This window comes from Rhodococcus sp. 1R11, from assembly GCF_004563845.1.
Classification (GTDB): Bacteria; Actinomycetota; Actinomycetes; order Mycobacteriales; family Mycobacteriaceae; genus Rhodococcoides.
Genome location: NZ_SPNG01000004.1, coordinates 130,026 through 150,790 on the forward strand (window position 1 = coordinate 130,026; position 20,765 = coordinate 150,790).

The 20,765-nt window shown below is 64.2% G+C and carries 21 protein-coding genes; 14 read left to right on the forward strand and 7 right to left on the reverse strand.

Going from position 1 to position 20,765, the window contains the following annotated elements; genetic code table 11:
• Positions 1 to 134 precede the first annotated feature (134 nt).
• Both moaA and E4P29_RS08555 read left to right on the forward strand, forming a co-directional pair.
• The gene (moaA, locus tag E4P29_RS08550; protein WP_245154224.1) at positions 135 to 1,217 is read left to right on the forward strand and encodes a GTP 3',8-cyclase MoaA; all 1,083 of its coding nucleotides are present in this window, start codon (positions 135 to 137) and stop codon (positions 1,215 to 1,217) included.
• A gap of 31 nt (positions 1,218 to 1,248) precedes the next feature.
• Positions 1,249 to 1,494, forward strand: coding sequence for a MoaD/ThiS family protein (locus E4P29_RS08555; RefSeq protein WP_135044210.1), 246 nt, complete (start codon positions 1,249 to 1,251; stop codon positions 1,492 to 1,494).
• Between the two features lie 30 nt (positions 1,495 to 1,524).
• Here the strand turns inward: E4P29_RS08555 and nadE are convergent, their stop codons facing one another.
• Positions 1,525 to 2,370 carry an ammonia-dependent NAD(+) synthetase gene (gene nadE / locus E4P29_RS08560; protein WP_135043809.1) on the reverse strand — a complete coding sequence of 282 codons (846 nt, stop codon included), beginning with the start codon at positions 2,368 to 2,370 and terminating at the stop codon, positions 1,525 to 1,527.
• Positions 2,371 to 2,436: 66 nt separating this feature from the next.
• Here nadE and E4P29_RS08565 point away from each other — a divergent pair, with 66 nt between their 5' ends.
• Entirely contained in the window at positions 2,437 to 3,219 is a 783-nt protein-coding gene (locus E4P29_RS08565; protein WP_245154225.1) for a fructosamine kinase family protein, read from the forward strand.
• Between the two features lie 11 nt (positions 3,220 to 3,230).
• Here the strand turns inward: E4P29_RS08565 and E4P29_RS08570 are convergent, their stop codons facing one another.
• Positions 3,231 to 3,830 (reverse strand): TetR/AcrR family transcriptional regulator, encoded by a 600-nt coding sequence (locus tag E4P29_RS08570; RefSeq protein ID WP_135043813.1) that lies wholly within the window; start codon positions 3,828 to 3,830, stop codon positions 3,231 to 3,233.
• 104 nt (positions 3,831 to 3,934) lie between these two features.
• Here E4P29_RS08570 and E4P29_RS08575 point away from each other — a divergent pair, with 104 nt between their 5' ends.
• The 6 genes from E4P29_RS08575 (at position 3,935) to nrdF (ending at position 9,102) form a co-directional block, all read left to right on the forward strand.
• Positions 3,935 to 4,501, forward strand: coding sequence for an NAD(P)H-dependent oxidoreductase (locus E4P29_RS08575; RefSeq protein WP_135043815.1), 567 nt, complete (start codon positions 3,935 to 3,937; stop codon positions 4,499 to 4,501).
• Positions 4,502 to 4,544: 43 nt separating this feature from the next.
• Positions 4,545 to 4,667: a type B 50S ribosomal protein L36 gene (gene ykgO, locus E4P29_RS08580; protein ID WP_032387197.1), complete on the forward strand. Its 123-nt coding sequence runs from the start codon at positions 4,545 to 4,547 to the stop codon at positions 4,665 to 4,667.
• Positions 4,668 to 5,077: 410 nt separating this feature from the next.
• A complete protein-coding gene (locus tag E4P29_RS08585; RefSeq protein WP_027496601.1) occupies positions 5,078 to 5,311 on the forward strand; it encodes a redoxin NrdH in 234 nt (77 codons plus the stop codon).
• 24 nt (positions 5,312 to 5,335) lie between these two features.
• Positions 5,336 to 5,797 carry a class Ib ribonucleoside-diphosphate reductase assembly flavoprotein NrdI gene (gene nrdI, locus E4P29_RS08590; RefSeq protein WP_135043817.1) on the forward strand — a complete coding sequence of 154 codons (462 nt, stop codon included), beginning with the start codon at positions 5,336 to 5,338 and terminating at the stop codon, positions 5,795 to 5,797.
• Positions 5,798 to 5,891: 94 nt separating this feature from the next.
• On the forward strand, positions 5,892 to 7,997 hold the full coding sequence (nrdE, locus tag E4P29_RS08595) for a class 1b ribonucleoside-diphosphate reductase subunit alpha (RefSeq protein ID WP_205912783.1): 2,106 nt from the start codon (positions 5,892 to 5,894) through the stop codon (positions 7,995 to 7,997).
• A 139-nt stretch (positions 7,998 to 8,136) separates the two neighbouring features.
• Entirely contained in the window at positions 8,137 to 9,102 is a 966-nt protein-coding gene (gene nrdF / locus E4P29_RS08600; protein ID WP_027496604.1) for a class 1b ribonucleoside-diphosphate reductase subunit beta, read from the forward strand.
• 24 nt (positions 9,103 to 9,126) lie between these two features.
• Here the strand turns inward: nrdF and E4P29_RS08605 are convergent, their stop codons facing one another.
• From E4P29_RS08605 to E4P29_RS08620, 4 genes are all read right to left on the reverse strand, one after another.
• Positions 9,127 to 9,324, reverse strand: coding sequence for a hypothetical protein (locus E4P29_RS08605; protein ID WP_135043819.1), 198 nt, complete (start codon positions 9,322 to 9,324; stop codon positions 9,127 to 9,129).
• Between the two features lie 3 nt (positions 9,325 to 9,327).
• The gene (locus E4P29_RS08610; protein ID WP_209205339.1) at positions 9,328 to 10,245 is read right to left on the reverse strand and encodes an SPFH domain-containing protein; all 918 of its coding nucleotides are present in this window, start codon (positions 10,243 to 10,245) and stop codon (positions 9,328 to 9,330) included.
• Between the two features lie 95 nt (positions 10,246 to 10,340).
• Positions 10,341 to 10,814, reverse strand: a complete 474-nt coding sequence (locus E4P29_RS08615) for an NUDIX domain-containing protein (RefSeq protein ID WP_135043821.1) — start codon at positions 10,812 to 10,814, stop codon at positions 10,341 to 10,343.
• Between the two features lie 4 nt (positions 10,815 to 10,818).
• Positions 10,819 to 11,832, reverse strand: coding sequence for an iron-siderophore ABC transporter substrate-binding protein (locus E4P29_RS08620; protein ID WP_135043824.1), 1,014 nt, complete (start codon positions 11,830 to 11,832; stop codon positions 10,819 to 10,821).
• A 374-nt stretch (positions 11,833 to 12,206) separates the two neighbouring features.
• Between E4P29_RS08620 and ctaD the strand changes: the two genes are divergently transcribed.
• From ctaD to E4P29_RS08635, 3 genes are all read left to right on the forward strand, one after another.
• A complete protein-coding gene (gene ctaD / locus E4P29_RS08625) occupies positions 12,207 to 13,997 on the forward strand; it encodes a cytochrome c oxidase subunit I (protein ID WP_135043826.1) in 1,791 nt (596 codons plus the stop codon).
• 150 nt (positions 13,998 to 14,147) lie between these two features.
• The gene (gene serB / locus E4P29_RS08630) at positions 14,148 to 15,374 is read left to right on the forward strand and encodes a phosphoserine phosphatase SerB (protein ID WP_135043828.1); all 1,227 of its coding nucleotides are present in this window, start codon (positions 14,148 to 14,150) and stop codon (positions 15,372 to 15,374) included.
• Positions 15,371 to 16,183, forward strand: coding sequence for an aminoacyl-tRNA hydrolase (locus E4P29_RS08635; protein ID WP_135043830.1), 813 nt, complete (start codon positions 15,371 to 15,373; stop codon positions 16,181 to 16,183). The genes serB and E4P29_RS08635 overlap by 4 nt, the downstream gene beginning before the upstream one ends.
• Before the next feature lie 665 nt (positions 16,184 to 16,848).
• Here E4P29_RS08635 and glgX read toward each other — a convergent pair.
• The gene (gene glgX / locus E4P29_RS08645) at positions 16,849 to 19,005 is read right to left on the reverse strand and encodes a glycogen debranching protein GlgX (RefSeq protein WP_135044214.1); all 2,157 of its coding nucleotides are present in this window, start codon (positions 19,003 to 19,005) and stop codon (positions 16,849 to 16,851) included.
• A gap of 61 nt (positions 19,006 to 19,066) precedes the next feature.
• On the opposite strand from glgX, the gene E4P29_RS08650 reads away from it, so the two are divergent.
• Together E4P29_RS08650 and E4P29_RS08655 are read left to right on the forward strand one after the other, a co-directional pair.
• Positions 19,067 to 19,888, forward strand: coding sequence for an ABC transporter ATP-binding protein (locus E4P29_RS08650; RefSeq protein ID WP_027496614.1), 822 nt, complete (start codon positions 19,067 to 19,069; stop codon positions 19,886 to 19,888).
• Positions 19,889 to 19,936: 48 nt separating this feature from the next.
• Positions 19,937 to 20,752 (forward strand): NUDIX domain-containing protein, encoded by an 816-nt coding sequence (locus tag E4P29_RS08655; protein WP_135043832.1) that lies wholly within the window; start codon positions 19,937 to 19,939, stop codon positions 20,750 to 20,752.
• Positions 20,753 to 20,765: the final 13 nt, after the last annotated feature.

Here is a 20,765-nt window from a genome sequence, read left to right on the forward strand (position 1 = left end):
ATCGCGCGAGTGTGCTCAGCCGTCATGGCTGCCAATCCTAGGCACGCCGACACGACGGGCGCGTGTGGGCTGCGGCATACTGGGTAGACAAGCCGATGTGAAACATGCAGCAACAGATGGATTCGAGGTGTGAGGTGACGGTGGACAGTGTCACATCCCTCGGCATCCCACGATTCGGTGCAGCTACCTCGGGGTCGTCTTTCGGTCCGGTGGACGATCGTCCCGACGTGCCGCATCTGATCGATCGCTTCGGTCGGGTGGCACGTGATCTGCGCGTCTCGATCACCGAGAAGTGCTCGCTGCGGTGCACGTACTGCATGCCGGAGGAGGGGCTGCCGGCAATCCCCACGGCAGACCTTCTGACCGCCGCCGAGATCGCTCGGGTCGTTTCGGTTGCCGTGCGCCTGTTGGGAATACGCGACGTGCGTTTCACCGGCGGTGAGCCTCTGATGCGCCGCGATCTGGACGAGATCCTTCGCTCGTGCTCCGCTGTTGCGGATGGCGTGCCGTTGTCCATGACCACCAATGCCGTCGGTCTCGAACATCGTGCGCAGGCCCTCGCCGACGCCGGGTTGACACGCGTCAACGTGTCGTTGGACTCGGTCGATCGCGAACAGTTCGCGCGCTTGACTCGACGCGATCGTCTTCCGTCGGTGCTGGCCGGCATCCGGGCGGCCAAGAGGGCGGGCATCGGTCCGGTGAAGGTCAATGCCGTACTGATGCGAGATACCCTCTCCGGTTCCGTGGATCTGCTCAGGTGGTGTCTGGACGAGGGGGTCGCACTTCGATTCATCGAGCAGATGCCACTCGACGCCGATCACGAATGGGCCCGCAACAACATGATCGACGCCCAGACGTTGCTCGACGAGCTGTCCACTGCTTTCGATCTTCGTGAAGTGGGTCGTGCCGATCCGTCCGCTCCAGCCGAGGAATGGAGCGTGAACGGAACGGAGGCGACCGTGGGAATCATCGCGTCCGTCACGCGCTCGTTCTGCGGCGACTGCGATCGAACGAGGCTCACCGCCGAGGGGACCATCAGGTCCTGCCTGTTCAGTGACGACGAGACGGATCTTCGCGCGGCGCTGCGGGGCGGTGCCACCGATGACGAGTTGGCAGCAGTTTGGCGCGGAGCCATGTGGAACAAGTGGGCCGGGCACGGCATCGACGCCGAAGGTTTCGTGCCACCGACCCGCAGTATGGGAGCAATCGGTGGTTGAGACACAGCCCAGCACGACGGACACTCGGACGATGCAGGTGCAGGTGCGGTACTTCGCGGCCGCCGTCGATGCGTCCGGCTGCGAGTCGGAGTACCTGACTCTGGCGGCCGGTTCGACGCTGGGAGAACTGCGCGAGGCCATCCGTTCTCGGTATGGAGCCCCGATGGAACCGATCCTGCGGGTGTCGGCGTATCTGGTCGGAGACGAGTTGACCCGCGATCTGGACCGGCCCGTAGGCAGCAGGGTCGACGTACTGCCGCCCTTCGCCGGCGGCTGATCGTCACCGATCGCCGCCGACGAAGTTCGGTCAGTGGCCGTTCTTCCACCAGTCGTCGAACGGTGTCACCGGAACGGTGCGCTTGTGCCGCGTCGCGGCGAACATCTTCTCGAGTTTGTCGGCCACTTCCTCGGTGACGTCCTTGCCTTCGAGGTAGTCGTCGATCTGCTCGTAGGTGACGCCGAGCGCTTCCTCGTCGGGCAGAGCCGGTCGGTCGTCTTCCAGATCTGCGGTGGGGACTTTGCGCCACGTACTCTCGGGCGCACCGAGCTCGCGGAGCAGCGCGGCACCTTGACGCTTGGTCAAGCCGGTCAGTGGCGTCAGGTCGACCCCGCCGTCACCGAACTTGGTGAAGAATCCGGTCACCGCCTCGGCGGCGTGGTCGGTACCGACCACCACATAGCCGAGTTCTCCGGCGATTGCATACTGGGCGACCATGCGCTGGCGAGCTTTGATGTTGCCGCGCACGAAATCTCGGACCTCGCCGGTTCCCAGGGCCTCGGCGGTGGCAGCGGCCGCCGCATCGGAGGCGTCCTTGATGTTCACCGTCACCGTGCGGTCGGGATCGATGAACTTCAGCGCGATCGACGCGTCGTCCTCGTCGGCCTGCACACCGTAGGGGAGCCGCACGGCGACGAATTCGGCCTCGTGCCCGTCGGCTCGTAGTTCGGTCACTGCCTGCTGTGCGAGCTTGCCGGTGAGCGTGCTGTCCTGTCCGCCGCTGATCCCGAGTACGAAACCGGAGGCCGGTGTCGAGGCCAGGTAGTCCTTGAGGAAGTCCACACGCCTGCGGACCTCCGTCACCGGATCGATGGTCGACTGTACTGCCAGCTCACGCATGATTCCGGAGCGCAATTCCGAGTTGATGTGTCCCATCCGATCATCCTAATGACGAGTGCGGGTACGTGTTCGGGTCGAGAAGGATGCGTAGGGTCGTTCGACGTGAGCGGATCCACCGATACCTTCGTCAAGAGAGATACCCGCGCGCACCCGGACTTCTTCGCAGCCGAGGCCACGGGACTCGCGTGGCTCGGCGAGACAGGAGTGCCGGTCGTCGGTGTTCTCGATCACGGACCGACGTTCGTCGAACTCGAACGGCTGACGGCAGCGCGTCCCACCGAGATCGCGGGTCGTCGATTCGGACGTGCCCTGGCCCGGATGCACGACGGCGGGGCAGCCGGATTCGGGGCTCCGCCGAACCGCCCGGACGGCACACCGTTTTCCGGGCAGTTGTTCATCGGCTCGCGGCCCATGACCAGCACTGTTCACGCCACCTGGGGTTCGTTCTACGCCGCCGAGCGAGTACTGCCGTTTCTGCGGATCGCGGTCGATGCCGGAAACGTGACTTTGTCGGAGGCGGCGACCATCGAGGCGGCATGCGAGCGGGTGGCGGACGGCGAGTTCGACGACGGTGAAGCGCCCAGTCGGATCCACGGAGACCTGTGGAACGGCAATGTCTTCTGGAACGATGCGGGTGTCGTGCTGATCGATCCTGCGGCGCACGGCGGCCATCGCGAAACCGATCTCGCTATGGCGGCACTGTTCGGCTGCCCTCATCTGGACGCCATGGTGGACGGCTACGAGTCCGTGCACCGGTTGCGGGCGGGGTGGCGCGACCGGATCGCTCTCCACCAGTTGCACCCATTGGCCGTACATGCGGCCGGCCACGGCCGTTCGTACGGTACTGCGTTGCATTCGGCAGCACTGTCGGTCCTCGCGGCGTGACCGACAACGGCCTACCGGACGCGAGTTGCCCTGCGCACCAGATCTTCCCATCCGTCCGCCAGACGGTCCATCGTCATACCGAGGTCTCGGTACTGGTGCAGCACCAACGTGGCTTCCAAGGGCGTGAGCAGCCAGTAGGTCAGAAGTTCCAGGTCTCCCTCCACTCCGGCTGCGCGGAGCAAGGACAGAACGTGGGTGAAATTGACCATGTGCGCCGGAGCCGAATACCGAGCGTCGGCCGAGCTCTCCGCGGCGCGCAACACCTCGCCCTGAACCCTGACGAATTCCAGCCGTGCCCGACCGAACGCGACGAGGCGGTCGATGGGATCGGCACCGGGCCCGAGCGGTGGTTGGCCGAACATGAACGAGCTCTGCAGCATCTTCTCGGTGTGGTCCAACAGGGCTCGCATCAATCCGGCGCGGTTGCCGAAACGCCGGAAGACGGTGCCCTTGCCGACACCGGCCCTCGTCGCCACGGCCTCCATGGTCACGGCGTCGGCACCGAGGGTCGCCACCAGCTCCGTTGCGGCGTCCAAGAGCAGGCGGCGGTTGCGGGCAGCGTCACAGCGCTCGGTGTCTTCGCCTACTACGGGCAGCATCGGACCGGTCACCCATTCAGGGTACCTCTCCTGGGAACATAAATGGACCGCGGTCCGTTTGGATGGTATGAATTAGCACGACGATCACGTCATCCGAACTCTCGAAGGAAGATTCCATGTCAGACGCACACGTACTCGTTCTCGTCGGAAGCCTGCGCGCCGAATCGGTGAACAGGCAGATTGCCGAGACTGCAGTCACCGTCGCACCGGCCGATGCCGAGATCGTGGTCTACGACGGGCTGGGCGACGTTCCCTTCTACAACGAGGACATCGACGTCGAGGGCTCCGTGCCTGCAGCCGCCCTCGCTCTGCGCGCCGCTGCCGAGAAGGCTTCTGCGCTGCTGTTGGTCACGCCCGAATACAACGGCACCATTCCCGCCGTGTTGAAGAACGCCATCGACTGGCTCTCGCGTCCCTACGGTGCCGGGGCCATGGTGGGCAAGCCGGTTGTCGTCATCAGTGCCTCGCCGAGCGGCAACGGGGCCAAGTGGGCCCACGAGGACACGAGCAAGGCCGTCCGCATCGCCGGCGGATCCGTTCTCGACGACGTCCAGCTCACCATCGGCGGCACCATCGACAAGTTCGGGGCCGCCCACCCGCGTGAGAACGCCGAGGTGTCCGGTGAGATCGGCCATGTCGTGGCCGAGTTGGTCAAGGCGTCGAAGGAACTCGTCAGTGCGTGACCGTTTGATGGTATCGGGAATCGTTTTCATGTAGCCTGGGCTCATGAAGGTGAGAAATTCTCTGAAGTCGCTCAAGAGCAAGCCCGGTGCCCAGGTGGTTCGCCGCCACGGTGTCGTGTTCGTGATCAACAAGAAGGAGCCGCGGTTCAAGGCGCGTCAACGCTGACACTCGCGCAATCCACGTGATGGCCCCTCGGAGCAATTCCGAGGGGCCATCGTCGTGTGTGGGGCGCCGGATGCTCTAGGGGAACGTCACTGTCGATACGGATGGCGGCAGTGACGAACAACACCACGGCGTGTGACGTGCGACACGCCGAGCCGGCCGCGGTGTGCGCCGTCCGCAAGGCCGTGACCAGCGAATACCACGCATGTTGTTCGCAACATCTCGTGTTCTAGGCAGATGGGGGACACTAGGTGTAGTGTTTCACCCACCGAGAGACCACAACTCGAAGAGCCCGAACGACGTGGGTTCGAGCAGGTCGCAGTCGCCCTGAGCGGGAGATGTTCTCGGTGCCACACGCAGAGCACATCGTTGCCATCGGCGCATCCGATGGTGACAACGGAAAGAGGGACACCATGAGCATCACCGTTTACACCAAGCCCGCCTGCGTCCAGTGCAATGCCACCTACCGAGCCCTCGACAAAGCGGGTATCGAGTACTCCGTCATCGACATCTCGCAGGACCCCGAGGCGCGCGACTACGTCATGGCGCTCGGTTACCTGCAGGCTCCCGTCGTCGTCGCCGGTGACGACCACTGGTCCGGCTTCCGCCCGGATCGCATCAAGACCCTCGCGACGAACGCTGCTTGAACAGATCGAGAAGGTGAGTGAGCGGTGGCTTCACAGTCGCAGTCCGCGAACTCACTCGTCTACTTCTCCAGCGCGTCGGAGAACACGCACCGTTTCGTATCGAAGTTGGATATCCCCGCGACGCGCATCCCCCTGCGTGATCCGGAGGGTACGTTTCGCGTCGACTCTCCCTACGTTCTGATCGTGCCGACGTACGGCGGAGGAACGACGTACACCGGCCGCGACACCAACTATGTCCCCAAGCGTGTGATCAAGTTTCTCAACGACAAGCACAATCGATCGTTGATCAGAGCCGTCATCGCTGCCGGAAACACCAACTTCGGTGACTCGTTCTGCTTCGCCGGAGACGTCATTTCGCAGAAATGCGCAGTTCCATATCTCTACCGCTTCGAATTGATGGGCACCCCCGAAGACGTAGTGCGAGTCCGCGAAGGACTCGAAGACTTCTGGGAACGGGAAGTCCGTCGCGCTGCCCACACGCACTGAGCATCAACCACCACAGACCAGTAGGAGCACCGCCGTGGCACCGACCATCACCGACGCAGCACCCGCACCCGCGACCGTTCGCAGCGACGGTGACATGGACTATCACGCGCTCAACGCGATGCTCAATCTCTACGGCCCCAACGGTGAGATCCAGTTCGAGAAGGACCGCGAAGCGGCCAATCAATACTTCCTGCAGCACGTCAACCAGAACACGGTGTTCTTCCATGACCTGGACGAGAAGCTGGATTACCTGGTCGAGGAGAATTACTACGAGCCCGAGGTTCTGGACCAGTACTCACGTGAGTTCGTCAAGTTCCTGATCAACCACGCATACTCGAAGAAATTTCGCTTCCCGACCTTCCTCGGTGCGTTCAAGTACTACACCTCCTACACGCTCAAGACGTTCGACGGTAAGCGCTACCTCGAACGCTTCGAGGACCGTGTGTGCATGGTGGCCTTGACGCTGGCGGCCGGTGACGAAGCCCTGGCCACCGATCTCGTGGACGAGATCATCGCCGGCCGATTCCAGCCCGCGACACCCACCTTCCTCAACTCGGGCAAGAAGCAGCGCGGCGAGCCCGTCTCGTGCTTCCTGCTCCGCATCGAAGACAACATGGAGTCCATCGGACGATCCATCAACTCCGCGCTGCAGCTGTCCAAGCGCGGCGGCGGAGTTGCATTGCTGCTGAGCAACATTCGCGAAGCAGGTGCGCCGATCAAGCGCATCGAGAACCAGTCGTCCGGCGTCATCCCGATCATGAAGCTGCTCGAGGATTCGTTCTCGTACGCCAACCAGCTCGGGGCACGCCAGGGCGCGGGCGCGGTGTACCTGCACGCGCACCACCCCGACGTGTACAAGTTCCTCGACACCAAGCGTGAGAACGCGGACGAAAAGATCCGCATCAAGACGCTGTCCCTCGGAATCGTCATCCCGGACATCACGTTCGAGCTGGCGAAGAAGAACGAGGACATGTACCTGTTCTCGCCGTACGACGTCGAGCGCATCTACGGAGTGCCGTTCGCCGACATCAACGTCTCGGAGAAGTACTACGAGATGGTCGACGACAAGAGGATTCGCAAGACCAAGATCAAGTCGCGTGAATTCTTCCAGACCCTCGCCGAGCTGCAGTTCGAGTCCGGCTACCCGTACATCATGTACGAGGACACCGTCAATCGTGCGAACCCGGTGAAGGGCAAGATCACTCACTCCAACCTGTGCTCGGAGATTCTCCAGGTCTCGACGCCGTCGACGTTCAACGACGACCTCTCGTACAGCCATGTGGGCAAGGACATCTCGTGCAACCTGGGCTCGCTGAACATCGCCAAGACGATGGATTCGCCCGATTTCGGTAAGACCATCGCGGTGGCGATCCGTGGCCTGACAGCGGTGTCGGATCAGACCCACATCTTCTCGGTACCGTCGATCGAGCAGGGCAACAACGACTCTCACGCGATCGGCCTGGGTCAGATGAACCTGCACGGCTACCTCGCCCGCGAGCGCATCCACTACGGCTCGACCGAGGGAATCGACTTCACCAACATCTACTTCTACACGGTGTTGTTCCACGCCATCCAGGCTTCGAACCAGCTGGCCAAGGCTCGCGGCCAGTACTTCAAGGGCTTCCCGGATTCCAAGTACGCGTCGGGTGAGTTCTTCGACAAGTACACCGATCAGGTGTGGGAGCCTGCGACACCGAAGGTCGCGAAGCTGTTCGCCGACTCCGACGTCGCCATCCCGACGCAGGCCGACTGGGCCGCGCTGAAGGCATCGGTGCAGGAGTACGGAATCTACAACCAGAACCTGCAGGCCGTTCCGCCGACCGGCTCCATCTCGTACATCAACAACTCGACCTCGTCGATTCACCCGGTGGCGTCGAAGATCGAGATCCGCAAGGAAGGCAAGATCGGCCGCGTCTACTACCCGGCACCGTATCTCGACAACGACAATCTGGATTACTACCAGGACGCGTACGAGATCGGGTACGAGAAGATCATCGACACCTATGCTGCCGCAACACAACACGTGGATCAGGGCCTGTCGTTGACGCTGTTCTTCAAGGACACCGCCACCACTCGCGACATCAACCGCGCGCAGATCTACGCATGGCGCAAGGGCATCAAGACGCTGTACTACATCCGTCTGCGTCAGATGGCCCTCGAGGGCACCGAGGTCGAGGGCTGCGTTTCCTGCATGCTGTAGGGCTTCGCCGTCGTGTGGACGGGTCCAGGTCGGTCGGACACTGCGCGACACAGATGTTGTGTCATGTATTGATGTCGGACACAACGGGTAGTGTTCAAGCAAGCCAATATTCGGCAGATTCTCTCGGTAGATAGGACACATGGTGAAGCTGATCGATCGCGTTTCCGCAATCAACTGGAATCGGGTCCAGGACGACAAGGACTCCGAAGTCTGGGAGCGGCTCACCAGTAATTTCTGGCTGCCCGAGAAGGTGCCGGTGTCCAACGACATCCCGTCGTGGGCCACTCTGACCGCCGTCGAGAAGCAGCTGACGATGCGCGTGTTCACCGGACTGACACTGCTCGACACCATTCAGGGCACCGTCGGTGCAGTCAGCCTCATTCCCGACGCGATCACTCCCCACGAGGAGGCGGTGTACACCAACATCGCGTTCATGGAGTCCGTGCACGCGAAGAGCTACAGCTCCATCTTCTCCACCCTCAGCTCCACCCGCGACATCGACGATGCGTTCCGCTGGTCCGAGGAGAACGTCAACCTTCAGCGCAAGGCCGAGATCGTGCTGAACTTCTACCACGGTGACGACCCGCTCAAGCGCAAGGTGGCGTCGACGCTGCTCGAGTCGTTCCTCTTCTACTCCGGCTTCTACCTGCCGATGTACTGGTCCTCGCGGGCCAAGCTGACCAACACGGCGGACCTGATCAGGCTGATCATTCGCGACGAGGCCGTCCACGGGTACTACATCGGGTACAAGTACCAGAAGGGTCTCGAGAAGGTCAGCGAGGAGCGACGCGAGGAACTCAAGAACTACACGTTCGAGTTGCTGTTCGAGTTGTACGACAACGAGGTCGAGTACACCCAGGATCTGTACGACGAGATCGGTCTGACCGAGGACGTCAAGAAGTTCCTGCGCTACAACGCCAACAAGGCGTTGAACAACCTCGGCTACGAGGGGCTGTTCCCCAAGGACGAGACGGATGTCAATCCGGCCATTCTGTCGGCACTGTCGCCCAACGCCGACGAGAACCACGACTTCTTCTCCGGGTCGGGCTCGTCGTACGTCATCGGAAAGGCCGTCAACACCGAAGACGAGGACTGGGACTTCTAGAGACTCGTTCGCGCGTCGGGCCGCTCACTCTTTCGGTGGGCGGCCCGGCGCGCGAATGTCTTTGGCATCCTTCGGCATTCGGCCCTGGTCGCTCAATGCTCGGCGCAGTAGGAACTCGATCTGAGCGTTGGTGCTCCGGAGATCGTCGGAGGCCCAGCGGGCAAGGGCGTCGTGCACCGCTGGGTCCAGCCGAAGCAGGATTTTCTTACGCTCGACGGCCATGGCTCACTGGTACAGCGATCCGGTGTTGACGACGGGCTGGGTATCGCGATCGCTGCACAACACGACGAGCAGGTTCGACACCATCGCCGCCTTCCGCTCTTCGTCGAGTTCGACGACGTGCTTCTCTTCGAGCTTCGAGAGCGCCATCTCCACCATTCCCACCGCACCTTCGACGATCTGCTGACGCGCCGCGATGACAGCTCCGGCCTGCTGGCGTCGCAGCATGGCCTGCGCAATCTCCGGAGCATAGGCAAGACGGTTGATGCGGGTCTCGATCACCTCGACGCCGGCCGATCTCACCCGCGCGTGTACCTCCTCCGACATGGCGGCGGTGATCTCGTCGGCGTTCTCGCGCAACGACATTCGGCCTTCGGCGTCGTACGGGTAGCTACCGGCGATGTGGCGAACGGCAGATTCGGTCTGGACGGCCACGAACTCCTCGTAGTCGTCGACCTGGAACGACGCCAGGGCCGTATCGGCCACCTGCCAGACGACGATGGCAGAGATCTCGATCGGATTGCCGTCGGCGTCGTTGACCTTCGACTGGCCGGTCTCGTGATTGCGGATGCGCGTCGATATGGCTCTGCGGTACGTCAACGGGTTGGTCCAGCGTAGACCCGGGGTGCGCAGCGTTCCGCTGTACGAACTGCCGAGCAGTTGCAGAACGCGAGCTTGATTCGGTTGCACCAGAGTCAAACCCATGAGTGCCGGCAACGACAGCACGAACAGCGCGACTCCGACGGCCATGAGCGCCACCACAGAAAAGACGAGTCCGAGAACGAACGTGGCGACTCCGCCGAGGAACAACACGAGACCGACGCCGAGCATCGACCAGCCGGGTAGATCCCAGCCGGTGCGCTCGGCGATGGTGGTGGTCGGAGTACCCGTCGGCTTCTCGGCGACGGTAGTGGGTACGGACATCGGAACCTCCCTCTCGATGGTGATACTAAAGTGATATCACATTAACGACCGAGTGGGGTCGGTTCCTGGGAATTGTGTTCGGTGCGGTGGGGGAGTCAGCGACGGAACCACGCCGACGGGTCGTCGGCGACGGCTTTCGCGATCCGCAATCGTGAAGTGGCCGTGAGGTTGTCGGGTAGACCGTCGAGCTCGAACCAGGCCACGTCGAGGTTCTCGTCGTCGGCGACATGGGGAGTGCCGCCGGTGTAGCGAGCGAGGAACGTGATGTCCAGGTACTGCGCGACGTCGCCGTTGGGGTAAGTGATGGGCTCCGTCACGTCGACGCTCGTCAGGCGCACGATCGTGGCGTCCACGCCGGTCTCCTCACCGATCTCACGCAGCGCGGCGGGTGCAGGTTCCTCGCCGGGCTCGAGGATTCCCGACACCACCGCCCAGGTGTTGTTGTCTGCCCGCAGAGTCAGCAGCACGCGCCGATCGTCGTCGAGAACGACCGCGCTGACACCGGACAGCCACAGTGGGGACGTGCCGACGACGCTGCGCAGCGCCTGAACGAAGTCCGGAATGGGCATCGCGTCAGGACACGTAGGCGTTCAGAGAAGCGGACAGATCGGCCAGAACCGCCCGCGCCGCGACGACCCCGCTACCCGACCAGACCGTGTCGTTCACCGCGAACACCCGCCCGTCGGTGACCGAGCCGAGAGCGTGCCACGCGTCGCCGTCCATCACCTCGCGGCCGAAGGTCTCGCCGTCCGGGCCCGCGAATCGCACGTAGACGATGTCGCCCTCGACGGGCTCCAGGTTGCCGGGCTCGACCGAGAAAGCAGCGTCACGTTGATTCTGTGGCCGTGCAACGCCGACCTCGGCGAGCACCTGGCCGGCGAACGAGTCCCGGCCGTCGACCTCGATGGAGTCGCCATCGAATCGCACGACCGACGCCTGCGTCTGGGTTGCGTCGATCTCGCGCCCGACCCGTTCGGCATCCGCGGAAAACGACGCCAGCTGATCGAATCCTGCCTGGCCTCGACCCAAAGCGGCGGCGGACTGCAGAAAGGTGTCTTTCCATCCCTGTCCGGTTGTGGTGAACACGGTCGGAGCGATAGCCGTCAGCGAATCGTATGTATCGGATCCGAGGGAATCGGCACCCAGGATCAGGTCCGGGTCGAGGGCGGCGATCGCATCCAGGTCGGGCGCACCGACCGGGCCGACCGACGGAACCGACGCCAGGCCGGTACCCAGGTACAGAGGTTGGTCTCCGTCTCCCCGAAAGTCGGGGTCGAGCGTGGCCGCGCCGACGACGCGTTCCCAGATCCCGACCGCACAACTGGCGTCGAGGCCGGCTGCGTCGAGCACGACGATGCGCTGTGGGTCGGCCGGTATGGCACTGATTCCCTCGGCGTGTCCGACGGGGCGGGTATCGCCTTCGACTCCGGTCGGGTCGAGTGGGGCAAGTGCTGGACACAGCCCGGCGGTGTCCCGGTTGTTGCCGACCACCCCCGCTCCGGCGATGTTCGTCGTACTACGAACGATGGTGGATGCGTCGTCCTCGGTCGCGGAATCGGAGCACCCGGTCAGCGCCACAGCTGCCATCAGACAGACAGCGGCCGCCGTGCCCGTGGTGTGCGCCGCGAACCGGCGGGGGAGTCGTGGTCGAAGTGGCAACGCGGAACTTCTTTCTGCGGGTCGGGTGGTCTCACACAGTAACGGAAGTCGCCCCTCGCAGAGCACTGCCGCGCACCCTTCCCGGCCGTGGGTTCGGACGGTGTCGCGGGGTGTGTCGGCGGGCTCGTAAAGGCCGATGGCGCAGGCAGATCGCACCCCGCACCATGGCCGGCTCGAATCCAATACGACACACGGTAGGACCGGTTCGGCAAGCGTCGGTCCGACGGTCTACGATTCGAGGAGCGCACGACTAGATGACGTCGCCTCGTGGTTCGGGGTCGGACGCGCAATCAGGAGGATCTGTGACTGCCCTAGCGCCTAGGCCCGCTCCCGCGGTGGATGCTGCTCGGCCTTTCCCGCCGCGGATGGGACCGAAGGGTTCGTTCATCCACAAGGCGGTGACCACAACCGATCCCAAGGTTCTCGGGATCATGTACATCGCCACGTCGTTCGGATTCTTCCTCGTCGGTGGACTGATGGCGCTGCTGATGCGCGCCGAGTTGGCCGTACCGGGGCTGCAGTTCCTGTCCAACGAGCAGTACAACCAGTTGTTCACGATGCACGGCACCATCATGCTGCTGCTGTACGCAACGCCGATCGTGTTCGGCTTCGCCAACTACATTCTTCCGCTCCAGATCGGTGCGCCGGACGTGGCGTTCCCGCGTCTGAACGCGTTCTCCTACTGGCTGTACCTGTTCGGTGCGTTGATCACGACGGCCGGCTTCATCACCCCGGGTGGCGCGGCCGACTTCGGTTGGACGGCGTACACGCCCCTCACCTCTGCTCTGCACTCGCCCGGTGTCGGTGCCGACCTGTGGATCATGGGCCTCGCCATCGCCGGTCTGGGAACAATCCTCGGCGGCGTCAACATGATCACCACGGTGATCTGCCTGCGCGCCCCCGGTATGACGATGTTCCGGATGCCCATCTTCACCTGGAACATCCTCGTGACGTCGATTCTGATCCTGCTAGCGTTCCCGCTTCTGACCGCGGCGCTGCTCGGCCTGGCTGCCGACCGCCACCTGGGTGCGCACCTCTTCGATCCGGCAACGGGCGGCGTGCTGCTGTGGCAGCACCTGTTCTGGTTCTTCGGCCACCCCGAGGTCTACATCATCGCGTTGCCGTTCTTCGGAATCGTCTCCGAGGTGTTCCCGGTCTTCTCCCGCAAGCCGATTTTCGGTTACTCGGGTCTGATCTACGCGACGATCGCGATCGCCGCCCTGTCGATCGCCGTGTGGGCGCACCACATGTATGCCACCGGAGCAGTGCTGCTTCCGTTCTTCTCGTTCATGACGTTCCTCATCGCTGTTCCGACCGGCGTGAAGATCTTCAACTGGGTCGGCACGATGTGGCGGGGCCAGGTCACTCTGGAAACGCCCATGCTGTTCTCGATCGGCTTCCTGATCACGTTCGTGTTCGGCGGTCTGACCGGTGTGCTGTTGGCATCGCCTCCCATCGACTTCCAGGTCACCGACTCGTACTTCGTGGTCGCCCACTTCCACTACGTGGTGTTCGGCACCGTGGTGTTCGCTACGTACGCAGGCATCTACTTCTGGTTCCCGAAGATGACGGGCCGGATGATGGACGAGGCGCTGGGCAAGTGGCACTTCTGGCTGACGTTCTTCGGATTCCACGCCACGTTCCTGGTGCAGCACTGGCTGGGTAACGAAGGCATGCCGCGTCGCTACGCCGACTACCTGCCGTCCGATGGCTTTACCGAGCTGAACATCATCTCGACGATCGGTGCCTTCATCCTCGGTGCCTCGACGCTGCCGTTCGTCTGGAACGTGTTCAAGTCGTACCGCTACGGTGAGGTCGTCACCGTCGACGATCCATGGGGTTACGGAAACTCGCTGGAGTGGGCTACCTCGTGCCCGCCCCCGCGGCACAACTTCACCGAACTGCCCCGGATTCGTTCCGAACGTCCGGCGTTCGAGCTGCACTACCCGCACATGGTCGAGCGGATGCGGTCCGAAGCGCACGTCGGTCCGGGTGCTCACGGTGGCAAGACCACCGCGGTACTCGAACAGGCCCGCCGGGCTCCGATCGCGACCAGCGATCACGAAGGTTCGGGCGACCCGGATCCCCGGTAGTCCACAGCACAGCGAGAGCCCCTCCCGGCTACCGGGCGGGGCTCTTCGCTTGCGACAATTTACTCTGCGCGTCCGGTCCGTTCGGCGGCAGTCATGGGATACGAGCAGGGCACAGCAGTAATTGGGTGGACAGTGCGAAAGGGAGATTCGGTGAGATCGAACGACACTGCGGTGTTGGTAACGGTGACGGGACCCGACAAGCCAGGTGTCACATCGGTGCTGTTCGCGGCTTTGTCGCGGCACGACGTCAGCCTGCTCGATGTGGAACAGGTGGTCATTCGAAAGAGGCTGACGCTGGGAGTCTTGCTGACCTGTCCACGCGATCCCGAGGCGCTCCAGGAAGAACTGGAAGACGCGATGGCCACGGTCGGCGTCCATGTCGACGTCGAGATCGATGCGGCACAGAACGGTGGACGCACGCTGGCCACGCATGTCGTCGTCGTGCTCGGCCGCCCGGTCACTGCACGAGCGTTCAGCACCATCTCTCGCGAATTGGCCCGGCAGGGAACCAATATCGATTCCATCCGTGGCATCGCGGACTACCCGGTGACGGGCCTCGAACTGCAGGTCACCGCTACCGACACCTCGCCTGAGGCAGACCTTCAGCTACGCACCGGCCTCGCCGCGATCGCGGCGGGAATCGGCGTCGACATCGCAGTGGAACGAGCAGGTATCGCGCGAAGGTCGAAACGACTCATCGTGTTCGACGTGGACTCGACGTTGGTCCAGGGCGAGGTCATCGAGATGCTTGCCGCCCGGGCCGGGCGCGAGGACGAGGTACGTGCCGTCACCGAGGCGGCGATGCGGGGAGAGATCGACTTCGCCGAGTCGTTGGAGCAACGTGTCGCGGCGCTGGCCGGTCTCGACGCATCCGTCATCGACGACGTCGCCGATGGCTTGGAGCTGACAGCAGGGGCTCGAACGACCATCCGGACGCTTCGCCGTCTCGGTTTCGCCTGCGGTGTCGTGTCGGGTGGATTCCGCCAGGTGATCGAGGGACTCGCTCACGAACTCGAACTCGACTACGTCAAGGCGAACACCCTCGAGATCGTGGACGGGAAGTTGACCGGCCGCGTCATCGGCGACGTCGTCGACCGTGCTGCGAAGGCGACGGCGCTGCGGGAGTTCGCCGCCCAGGCCGGAGTGCCGATGGAGCAGACGGTCGCGGTCGGCGACGGTGCCAACGACATCGACATGCTCACCGCGGCCGGCCTCGGCGTTGCGTTCAACGCCAAGCCCGCACTGCGCGAGATCGCCGACACTGCGATCTCGCACCCGTACTTGGACGCCGTCCTGTTCATTCTCGGGGTTACCCGAAACGAGATCGAAGCCGCGGATGCCGTCGACGGGGGAGTCCGCCGCGTCCCGATCCCATGATCGACGCTCACGCTGCCGTCGACGACTCCGCCGATCCGGACCGCGTCGAATCGTCGACCGATACGGCTGCACCCGAGCAGTACTCGGACGCCAACACGTTCGCCTCGCGTCACGCCGAGTTGGCCCGCGGCTACGGCGGCGCGGAGGACCCCGAGGACCCGTCGGACGTGCTGGCGATGCCCATGGTGTTGCACATACCCAAGGCCGACCCGCCGGTGCGCAACGATCTACTCGAAGCCGCCGCTCGCGCTGTCGTGGCGCTCTGCCTCGACCCACGGGTCGGTGTCGACGCCTCGTGGCACGAGCCTTTCGTCGCATGGACCTCGGCTAGGATCAGGAAGGTTGCGCGCCGTGCCCGCGGCGCGCAATGGACTGCGGCGCAAGAAGTTCCGGGTGTCACGGTCGAGGTCGGGAACACTTCGGCCCGTGCTTTCGTGCCGGGCCGCGTGGGCGATCTGGACCCGCGCATCAAGCGTCTCCAGATCGGCGGCACCGACGTCCCGGCCGAAGAAGAGTCACCGCCGAGCGCCGGTCCGGTGCTGTGGATCGACGCGTCCCTGTCGATGACGGTGGGCAAAGCCGCCGCGCAGGTGGGTCATGCGTCGATGTTGCTGGCCGGTGCGATGAGCGTCGACGACTGTCGAGCCTGGGCCGATACCGGTTTCGCCTGTTCGGTTCGCTCGGCGGATCCGGAGCAGTGGGCGCACGCGCTGGACGAGGTCCGCGCGGGTCGCGCCGTCGCAGTTCGAGATGCTGGATTCACCGAAGTGGCTCCCGGTTCGACGACTGTGATCGCTGTCCGGACGTAACGTAGCATCGGTCGGGGGTCCACTGTCGCGCAACTGGCTATCGAACGAGGTATCCAGTGGCCGGACACTGAAGCCATGTCTTTCTCACCGCTACGCGTCGCCGGCCGTCGTCTCCCGTCTCGCCTGACGGCGCTCTACGTCGGCCTGTGGCTGTACGGCGCGTCCATGTCGCTGATGATCGCCGGTGGACTCGGAGTCAACCCCTGGGATGTGTTCCACCAAGGTCTGTCGCGGCACCTGTCGCTCAGCTTCGGAACCATCACTGCGATCACCGGCGTCGCGGTGTTGCTGATGTGGATACCGCTCCGGCAGCGTCCGGGTTTGGGGACCGTGAGCAACGTGATCGTCATTGCTGTTGCCGTGGATACGACGTCGGCGATCCTGCCCCATCTGGACGGGCCGATTGTTCGGACACTGGCGATGGTGTCCGGCATCGTCGTCAATGCCTTCGCCACGGCGCTCTACATCGGTGCGGGAATGGGCCCGGGCCCCCGAGACGGTTTGATGACCGGGTTGGTGGCGCGCACCGGATGGTCGATTCGCCTCACACGCACGGGAATCGAACTGACAGTTGTACTCACCGGTTGGCTGCTCGGCGGAACTCTCGGTGTGGGTACGGTGCTCTACGCGCTCGGGGTAGGACCGCTCGTGCAGCTGTTCATGACTCACCTACCGGCGCTGCGGAACACGAGCACCGTCGAGCCGGTCACCGAAATCTTCGAACCTGCTTCCCGCGCAGTGGTATCGGATGGGACGCCGTCCACGCGAGAGGAATCGAGGACGGGCACGAATCGTGACGACGACCAGCTGGGGCAGGCCAGCGTGATCTCGGCCGGGCCGCCGGAATGCAAGATCAGCAAAGAACTCGCGTCGTCCACCTGCCCACCGTCGGACGCGTAGGAACGCACGTCGGACCCGTCGACCCAGGCGGAGATCGTGCGTACCGAATCGTCGTTCCATCTCTCGTGATCGAATTCGATTCCGGCGGAATCGAACCAGACGAGGTCAGGTCGACCGGTCGGCGTCGCCCGGCCGGTGAAGAATTCCTGCTGACGCAGTGTCGGGGCGCTGGCACGTACCCGCAGCAAGCGCGCGACGAAGCGAATCATGTTCTGGTCTGCGCTGTCCCAGTCGACGGCCCAGGCGTCGGATGCCGGTGCATCGTGAGATACGCAGTAGGCGTTGTTGTTTCCACCCTGGCTGTGGCCGAGTTCGTCACCTGCGAGCAGCATCGGTGTTCCGGTCGACAACGCCAGGGTGGCAAGCAGGGCACGAACGTGTCGTCCACGGTCCTGGAGGACGGAGGGATCGTCGGACGGTCCCTCGACGCCGTAGTTGACCGACGAGTTGTTGTCGGTGCCGTCTCTGTTCTGTTCGCCGTTGGCTTCGTTGTGCTTTCGTTCGTAGGAGACCAGATCGCGTGCGGTGAATCCGTCGTGCGCGGTGACGAAGTTGATCGACGCCCACGGCAGTCGACCGCTGCCGGCAAAGAGGTCCTCGGAACCGGCCAGGCGGGAAGCCAGTTCGCGCACTCCGTGATGGCCGGCCCAGAAGCCTCGCACGGTATCTCGGTAGCGGTCGTTCCACTCGGACCACATGACCCCGAAGTTGCCCACTTGATATCCGGCACCGGTCGCATCCCAGGGCTCGGCGATCAACCTGACGGCCGACAGCACCGGATCGGTACCGATCGCCGTCAACAACGGTGCACGAGAATCGAATCGCCAACCGCCCGGCCGGCCGAGCGTACTGGCCAGGTCGAATCGGAACCCGTCCACGCCCATGTCCTCCACCCAATAGCGGAGGCTGTCGCAGACCATGCGGACCACAGCGGGAGACGCCGAATCGAGTGTGTTGCCGCAACCGGTCAGATCGACGTCCGATCCGCGGCCGTCGAGCAGGTAGTACCCCGGCGCGTCGAGCCCCCGCCAACTGATCGACGGGCCGTCGACCCCGGATTCGCACGTGTGGTTGTAGACCACGTCGAGGATCACCTCGATTCCTGCGCTGTGCAACGCGTCGACCATCGTCCGGAACTCGTCCACTTCGTTGCCGCGTACGGCGGCGAAACGCGGATCGGGAGCGAAATACGCGCCGGTGGAATAACCCCAATGGTTTCGCATCCCCCGAGCGCGCACGCCGGGTTCGGTGAACGTGGCGTGCACCGGCAGCAATTCGACCGACGTGATGCCCGTTCGAGCCAGGTGCTCGAGTACGGCCGGTTGCGCGAGCCCGAGGTAGGTGCCGCGAAGGTGTTCGGCTACACCGTTGTGCCGCGCGGTGAACGAACCGACGTGCAGTTCGTAGAGCACGGTTCTGTCCCAGGGGACCGACGGCCGCGCCGGTCGGTTGCCGTTGTTCGACGGTCCGCGGACGACGCCGAGCGGAAGGTGGCCGAGGGAATCGCGACTGCTGGGGGCCCCGAACGCGTCGTCCTCGTAGGCCAACAGCGCCGCGGGATCCCCGAAGTCACCGGAAACCTGGCGGGCGGACGGATCGAGCAGGATCTTGGCCCCGTTGAACCGTCGGCCAGAGTGGGGATCCCAGGTGCCGTGGGCACGAAAGCCGTACCGCACGCCTGGCCCGACGTCGGGGACGAAGGCGTGCCTGATGCCGAAGGTCCGCGTGCTCAGTTCGACGCGACGTTCGCCTCCGTCCGGGTCGATCAGACAGACCTCGACGCCGTCTGCGCCGGGAGCGTGGACTGCGAATTGCGTACCAGTGAGATGCACGGTGGCACCCAGCGGGAACGGCTGCCCGGGCGGATTCACGCGGGCGGCCCCGTCGACGGGACGGCTGAAGGTGCGAGGTACATCGTCAATGGGCGACACGCGTGCACATCCTGCCGTGTCTGCGCGGGGAGTGTGCGGGAGGATAGGAGCCGTGTCTGAACCGGATCCCGACCTGCTCGTAGATTTCACCGATGTCGTAGTCCGCCGAGGTGGCGTGACGTTGGTGGGTCCCGTCACCTGGAAGGTGGAACTGGACGAACGGTGGGTCGTACTCGGGCCCAACGGTGCAGGAAAGACGTCGCTGCTGCGTATCGCTGCCGCCGAGATCCATCCCACGTCCGGTGTCGCTCACGTGCTCGGTGAGGTGATGGGTAGAACCGATGTCTCGGAACTGCGTCCTCGAATCGGCCTGTCGTCGTCCTCGTTGGCGCACCGAATTCCTGCCGACGAACTCGTCTCCGACCTGGTCGTATCCGCCGGCTACTCCGTGCTGGGACGTTGGCGGGAGAAGTACGACGCGATCGACACCGAACGGGCCGTCGAGATGCTCGAGAGCCTCGGGGCCGAACATCTCGCGACGCGGACCTACGGCACCCTGTCGGAGGGTGAGCGCAAGCGAGTGCTGATCGCCCGTGCCCTGATGACCGATCCCGAACTGCTGTTGCTGGACGAGCCCGCCGCGGGCCTCGATCTCGGCGGCCGCGAGGAACTGGTAGCCCGGTTGGCCGATCTGGCTGCCGACCCCGATGCTCCCGCGACCGTGCTGATCACCCACCACGTGGAAGAAATCCCGCCCGGCTTCAGCCACGCACTGCTGCTCAAGGAAGGCGGCGTGGTCGCTCAGGGCCTGGTCGACGACGTGATCACCGCAGAGAACCTGACCGAGGCATTCAGTCAGTCGATCACCCTCGATCGCGTCGACGGTCGCTACTTCGCGCGCCGGACGCGCGCTGCCGGAGCGCACCGCCGCTAGAGCGGACCGCATGGCTGGGTCGCACCGGCTCGGCGGTACGTTGCGGAGATGAGTTCGAGCACCGACGCCGATCCGGTTCCCGCACGTGACGCGTCGACCGTCATCCTGATCCGTGACGCCCGATCACGACCCGGCATAGAGGTGTTCCTTCTCGAACGCGTCGGCGGGATGGCGTTCGCGGGCGGCATGACGGTGTTTCCCGGTGGCGGCGTGGATCCGTCGGATGCGGCTGCGGACATCGAGTGGGCAGGTCCGCCGCCGTCGTGGTGGGCCGACCGGTTCGGCACGGACGAGGGGAAGGCGCAGGCGCTGGTGTGCGCAGCGGCGCGCGAGACGTTCGAGGAGTGCGGCGTGTTGTTGGCCGGTCCGACGGCGGATTCGGTCGTCGCGGACACCGCCCGGTTCGCCGCAGAACGCGGTCGCCTGGAGCGCCGGGAGCTGTCGTTCGCCCAATTTCTCACCGACCACGATCTCGTTCTGCGGGCAGATCTGCTGCGGCCGTGGTCGCATTGGATCACCCCGATCGGTGAAGCCCGTCGGTACGACACGAGGTTCTTCGTTGCCGTACTCCCGGACGGCCAGAACGCGGACGGTGAGACCAGCGAGGCGGCGTCGGTGAGCTGGCGTTCGGCCGAGGATGCGTTGGCGGACTGGCGTTCGGGTACGACCGTCCTTCTGCCACCGACGTGGAGTCAGCTCGATGCGCTGAGCCGATTCGACACGGTGACCGACGTTCTCGATCACGAGCAGACGATCGCGGCCGTCCTGCCCGTTCTGACCCGGGAGAACGGCACCGTCCGAGTGGAGTTCGACGGCGAGGACGCGTACTACGCGGGATCGGTCCATCCCTGGTCGGATCGCTGAACTCGGGCGCGGT

Excerpts from the sequence above, each read along its gene's own strand:
- nrdE (WP_205912783.1), top strand. The coding sequence starts at position 5,892 with ATGGACTATCACGCGCTCAACGCGATGCTCAATCTCTACGGCCCCAAC.
- E4P29_RS08575 (WP_135043815.1), top strand. The coding sequence starts at position 3,935 with ATGTCAGACGCACACGTACTCGTTCTCGTCGGAAGCCTGCGCGCCGAA.
- E4P29_RS08620 (WP_135043824.1), bottom strand. The coding sequence starts at position 11,832 with ATGGCAGCTGTGGCGCTGACCGGGTGCTCCGATTCCGCGACCGAGGAC.
- E4P29_RS08610 (WP_209205339.1), bottom strand. The coding sequence starts at position 10,245 with ATGTCCGTACCCACTACCGTCGCCGAGAAGCCGACGGGTACTCCGACC.
- ykgO (WP_032387197.1), top strand. The coding sequence starts at position 4,545 with ATGAAGGTGAGAAATTCTCTGAAGTCGCTCAAGAGCAAGCCCGGTGCC.
- E4P29_RS08585 (WP_027496601.1), top strand. The coding sequence starts at position 5,078 with ATGAGCATCACCGTTTACACCAAGCCCGCCTGCGTCCAGTGCAATGCC.
- E4P29_RS08655 (WP_135043832.1), top strand. The coding sequence starts at position 19,937 with ATGAGTTCGAGCACCGACGCCGATCCGGTTCCCGCACGTGACGCGTCG.
- E4P29_RS08635 (WP_135043830.1), top strand. The coding sequence starts at position 15,371 with ATGATCGACGCTCACGCTGCCGTCGACGACTCCGCCGATCCGGACCGC.
- nadE (WP_135043809.1), bottom strand. The coding sequence starts at position 2,370 with ATGGGACACATCAACTCGGAATTGCGCTCCGGAATCATGCGTGAGCTG.
- E4P29_RS08555 (WP_135044210.1), top strand. The coding sequence starts at position 1,249 with ATGCAGGTGCAGGTGCGGTACTTCGCGGCCGCCGTCGATGCGTCCGGC.
- E4P29_RS08605 (WP_135043819.1), bottom strand. The coding sequence starts at position 9,324 with ATGGCCGTCGAGCGTAAGAAAATCCTGCTTCGGCTGGACCCAGCGGTG.
- nrdF (WP_027496604.1), top strand. The coding sequence starts at position 8,137 with ATGGTGAAGCTGATCGATCGCGTTTCCGCAATCAACTGGAATCGGGTC.
- E4P29_RS08615 (WP_135043821.1), bottom strand. The coding sequence starts at position 10,814 with ATGCCCATTCCGGACTTCGTTCAGGCGCTGCGCAGCGTCGTCGGCACG.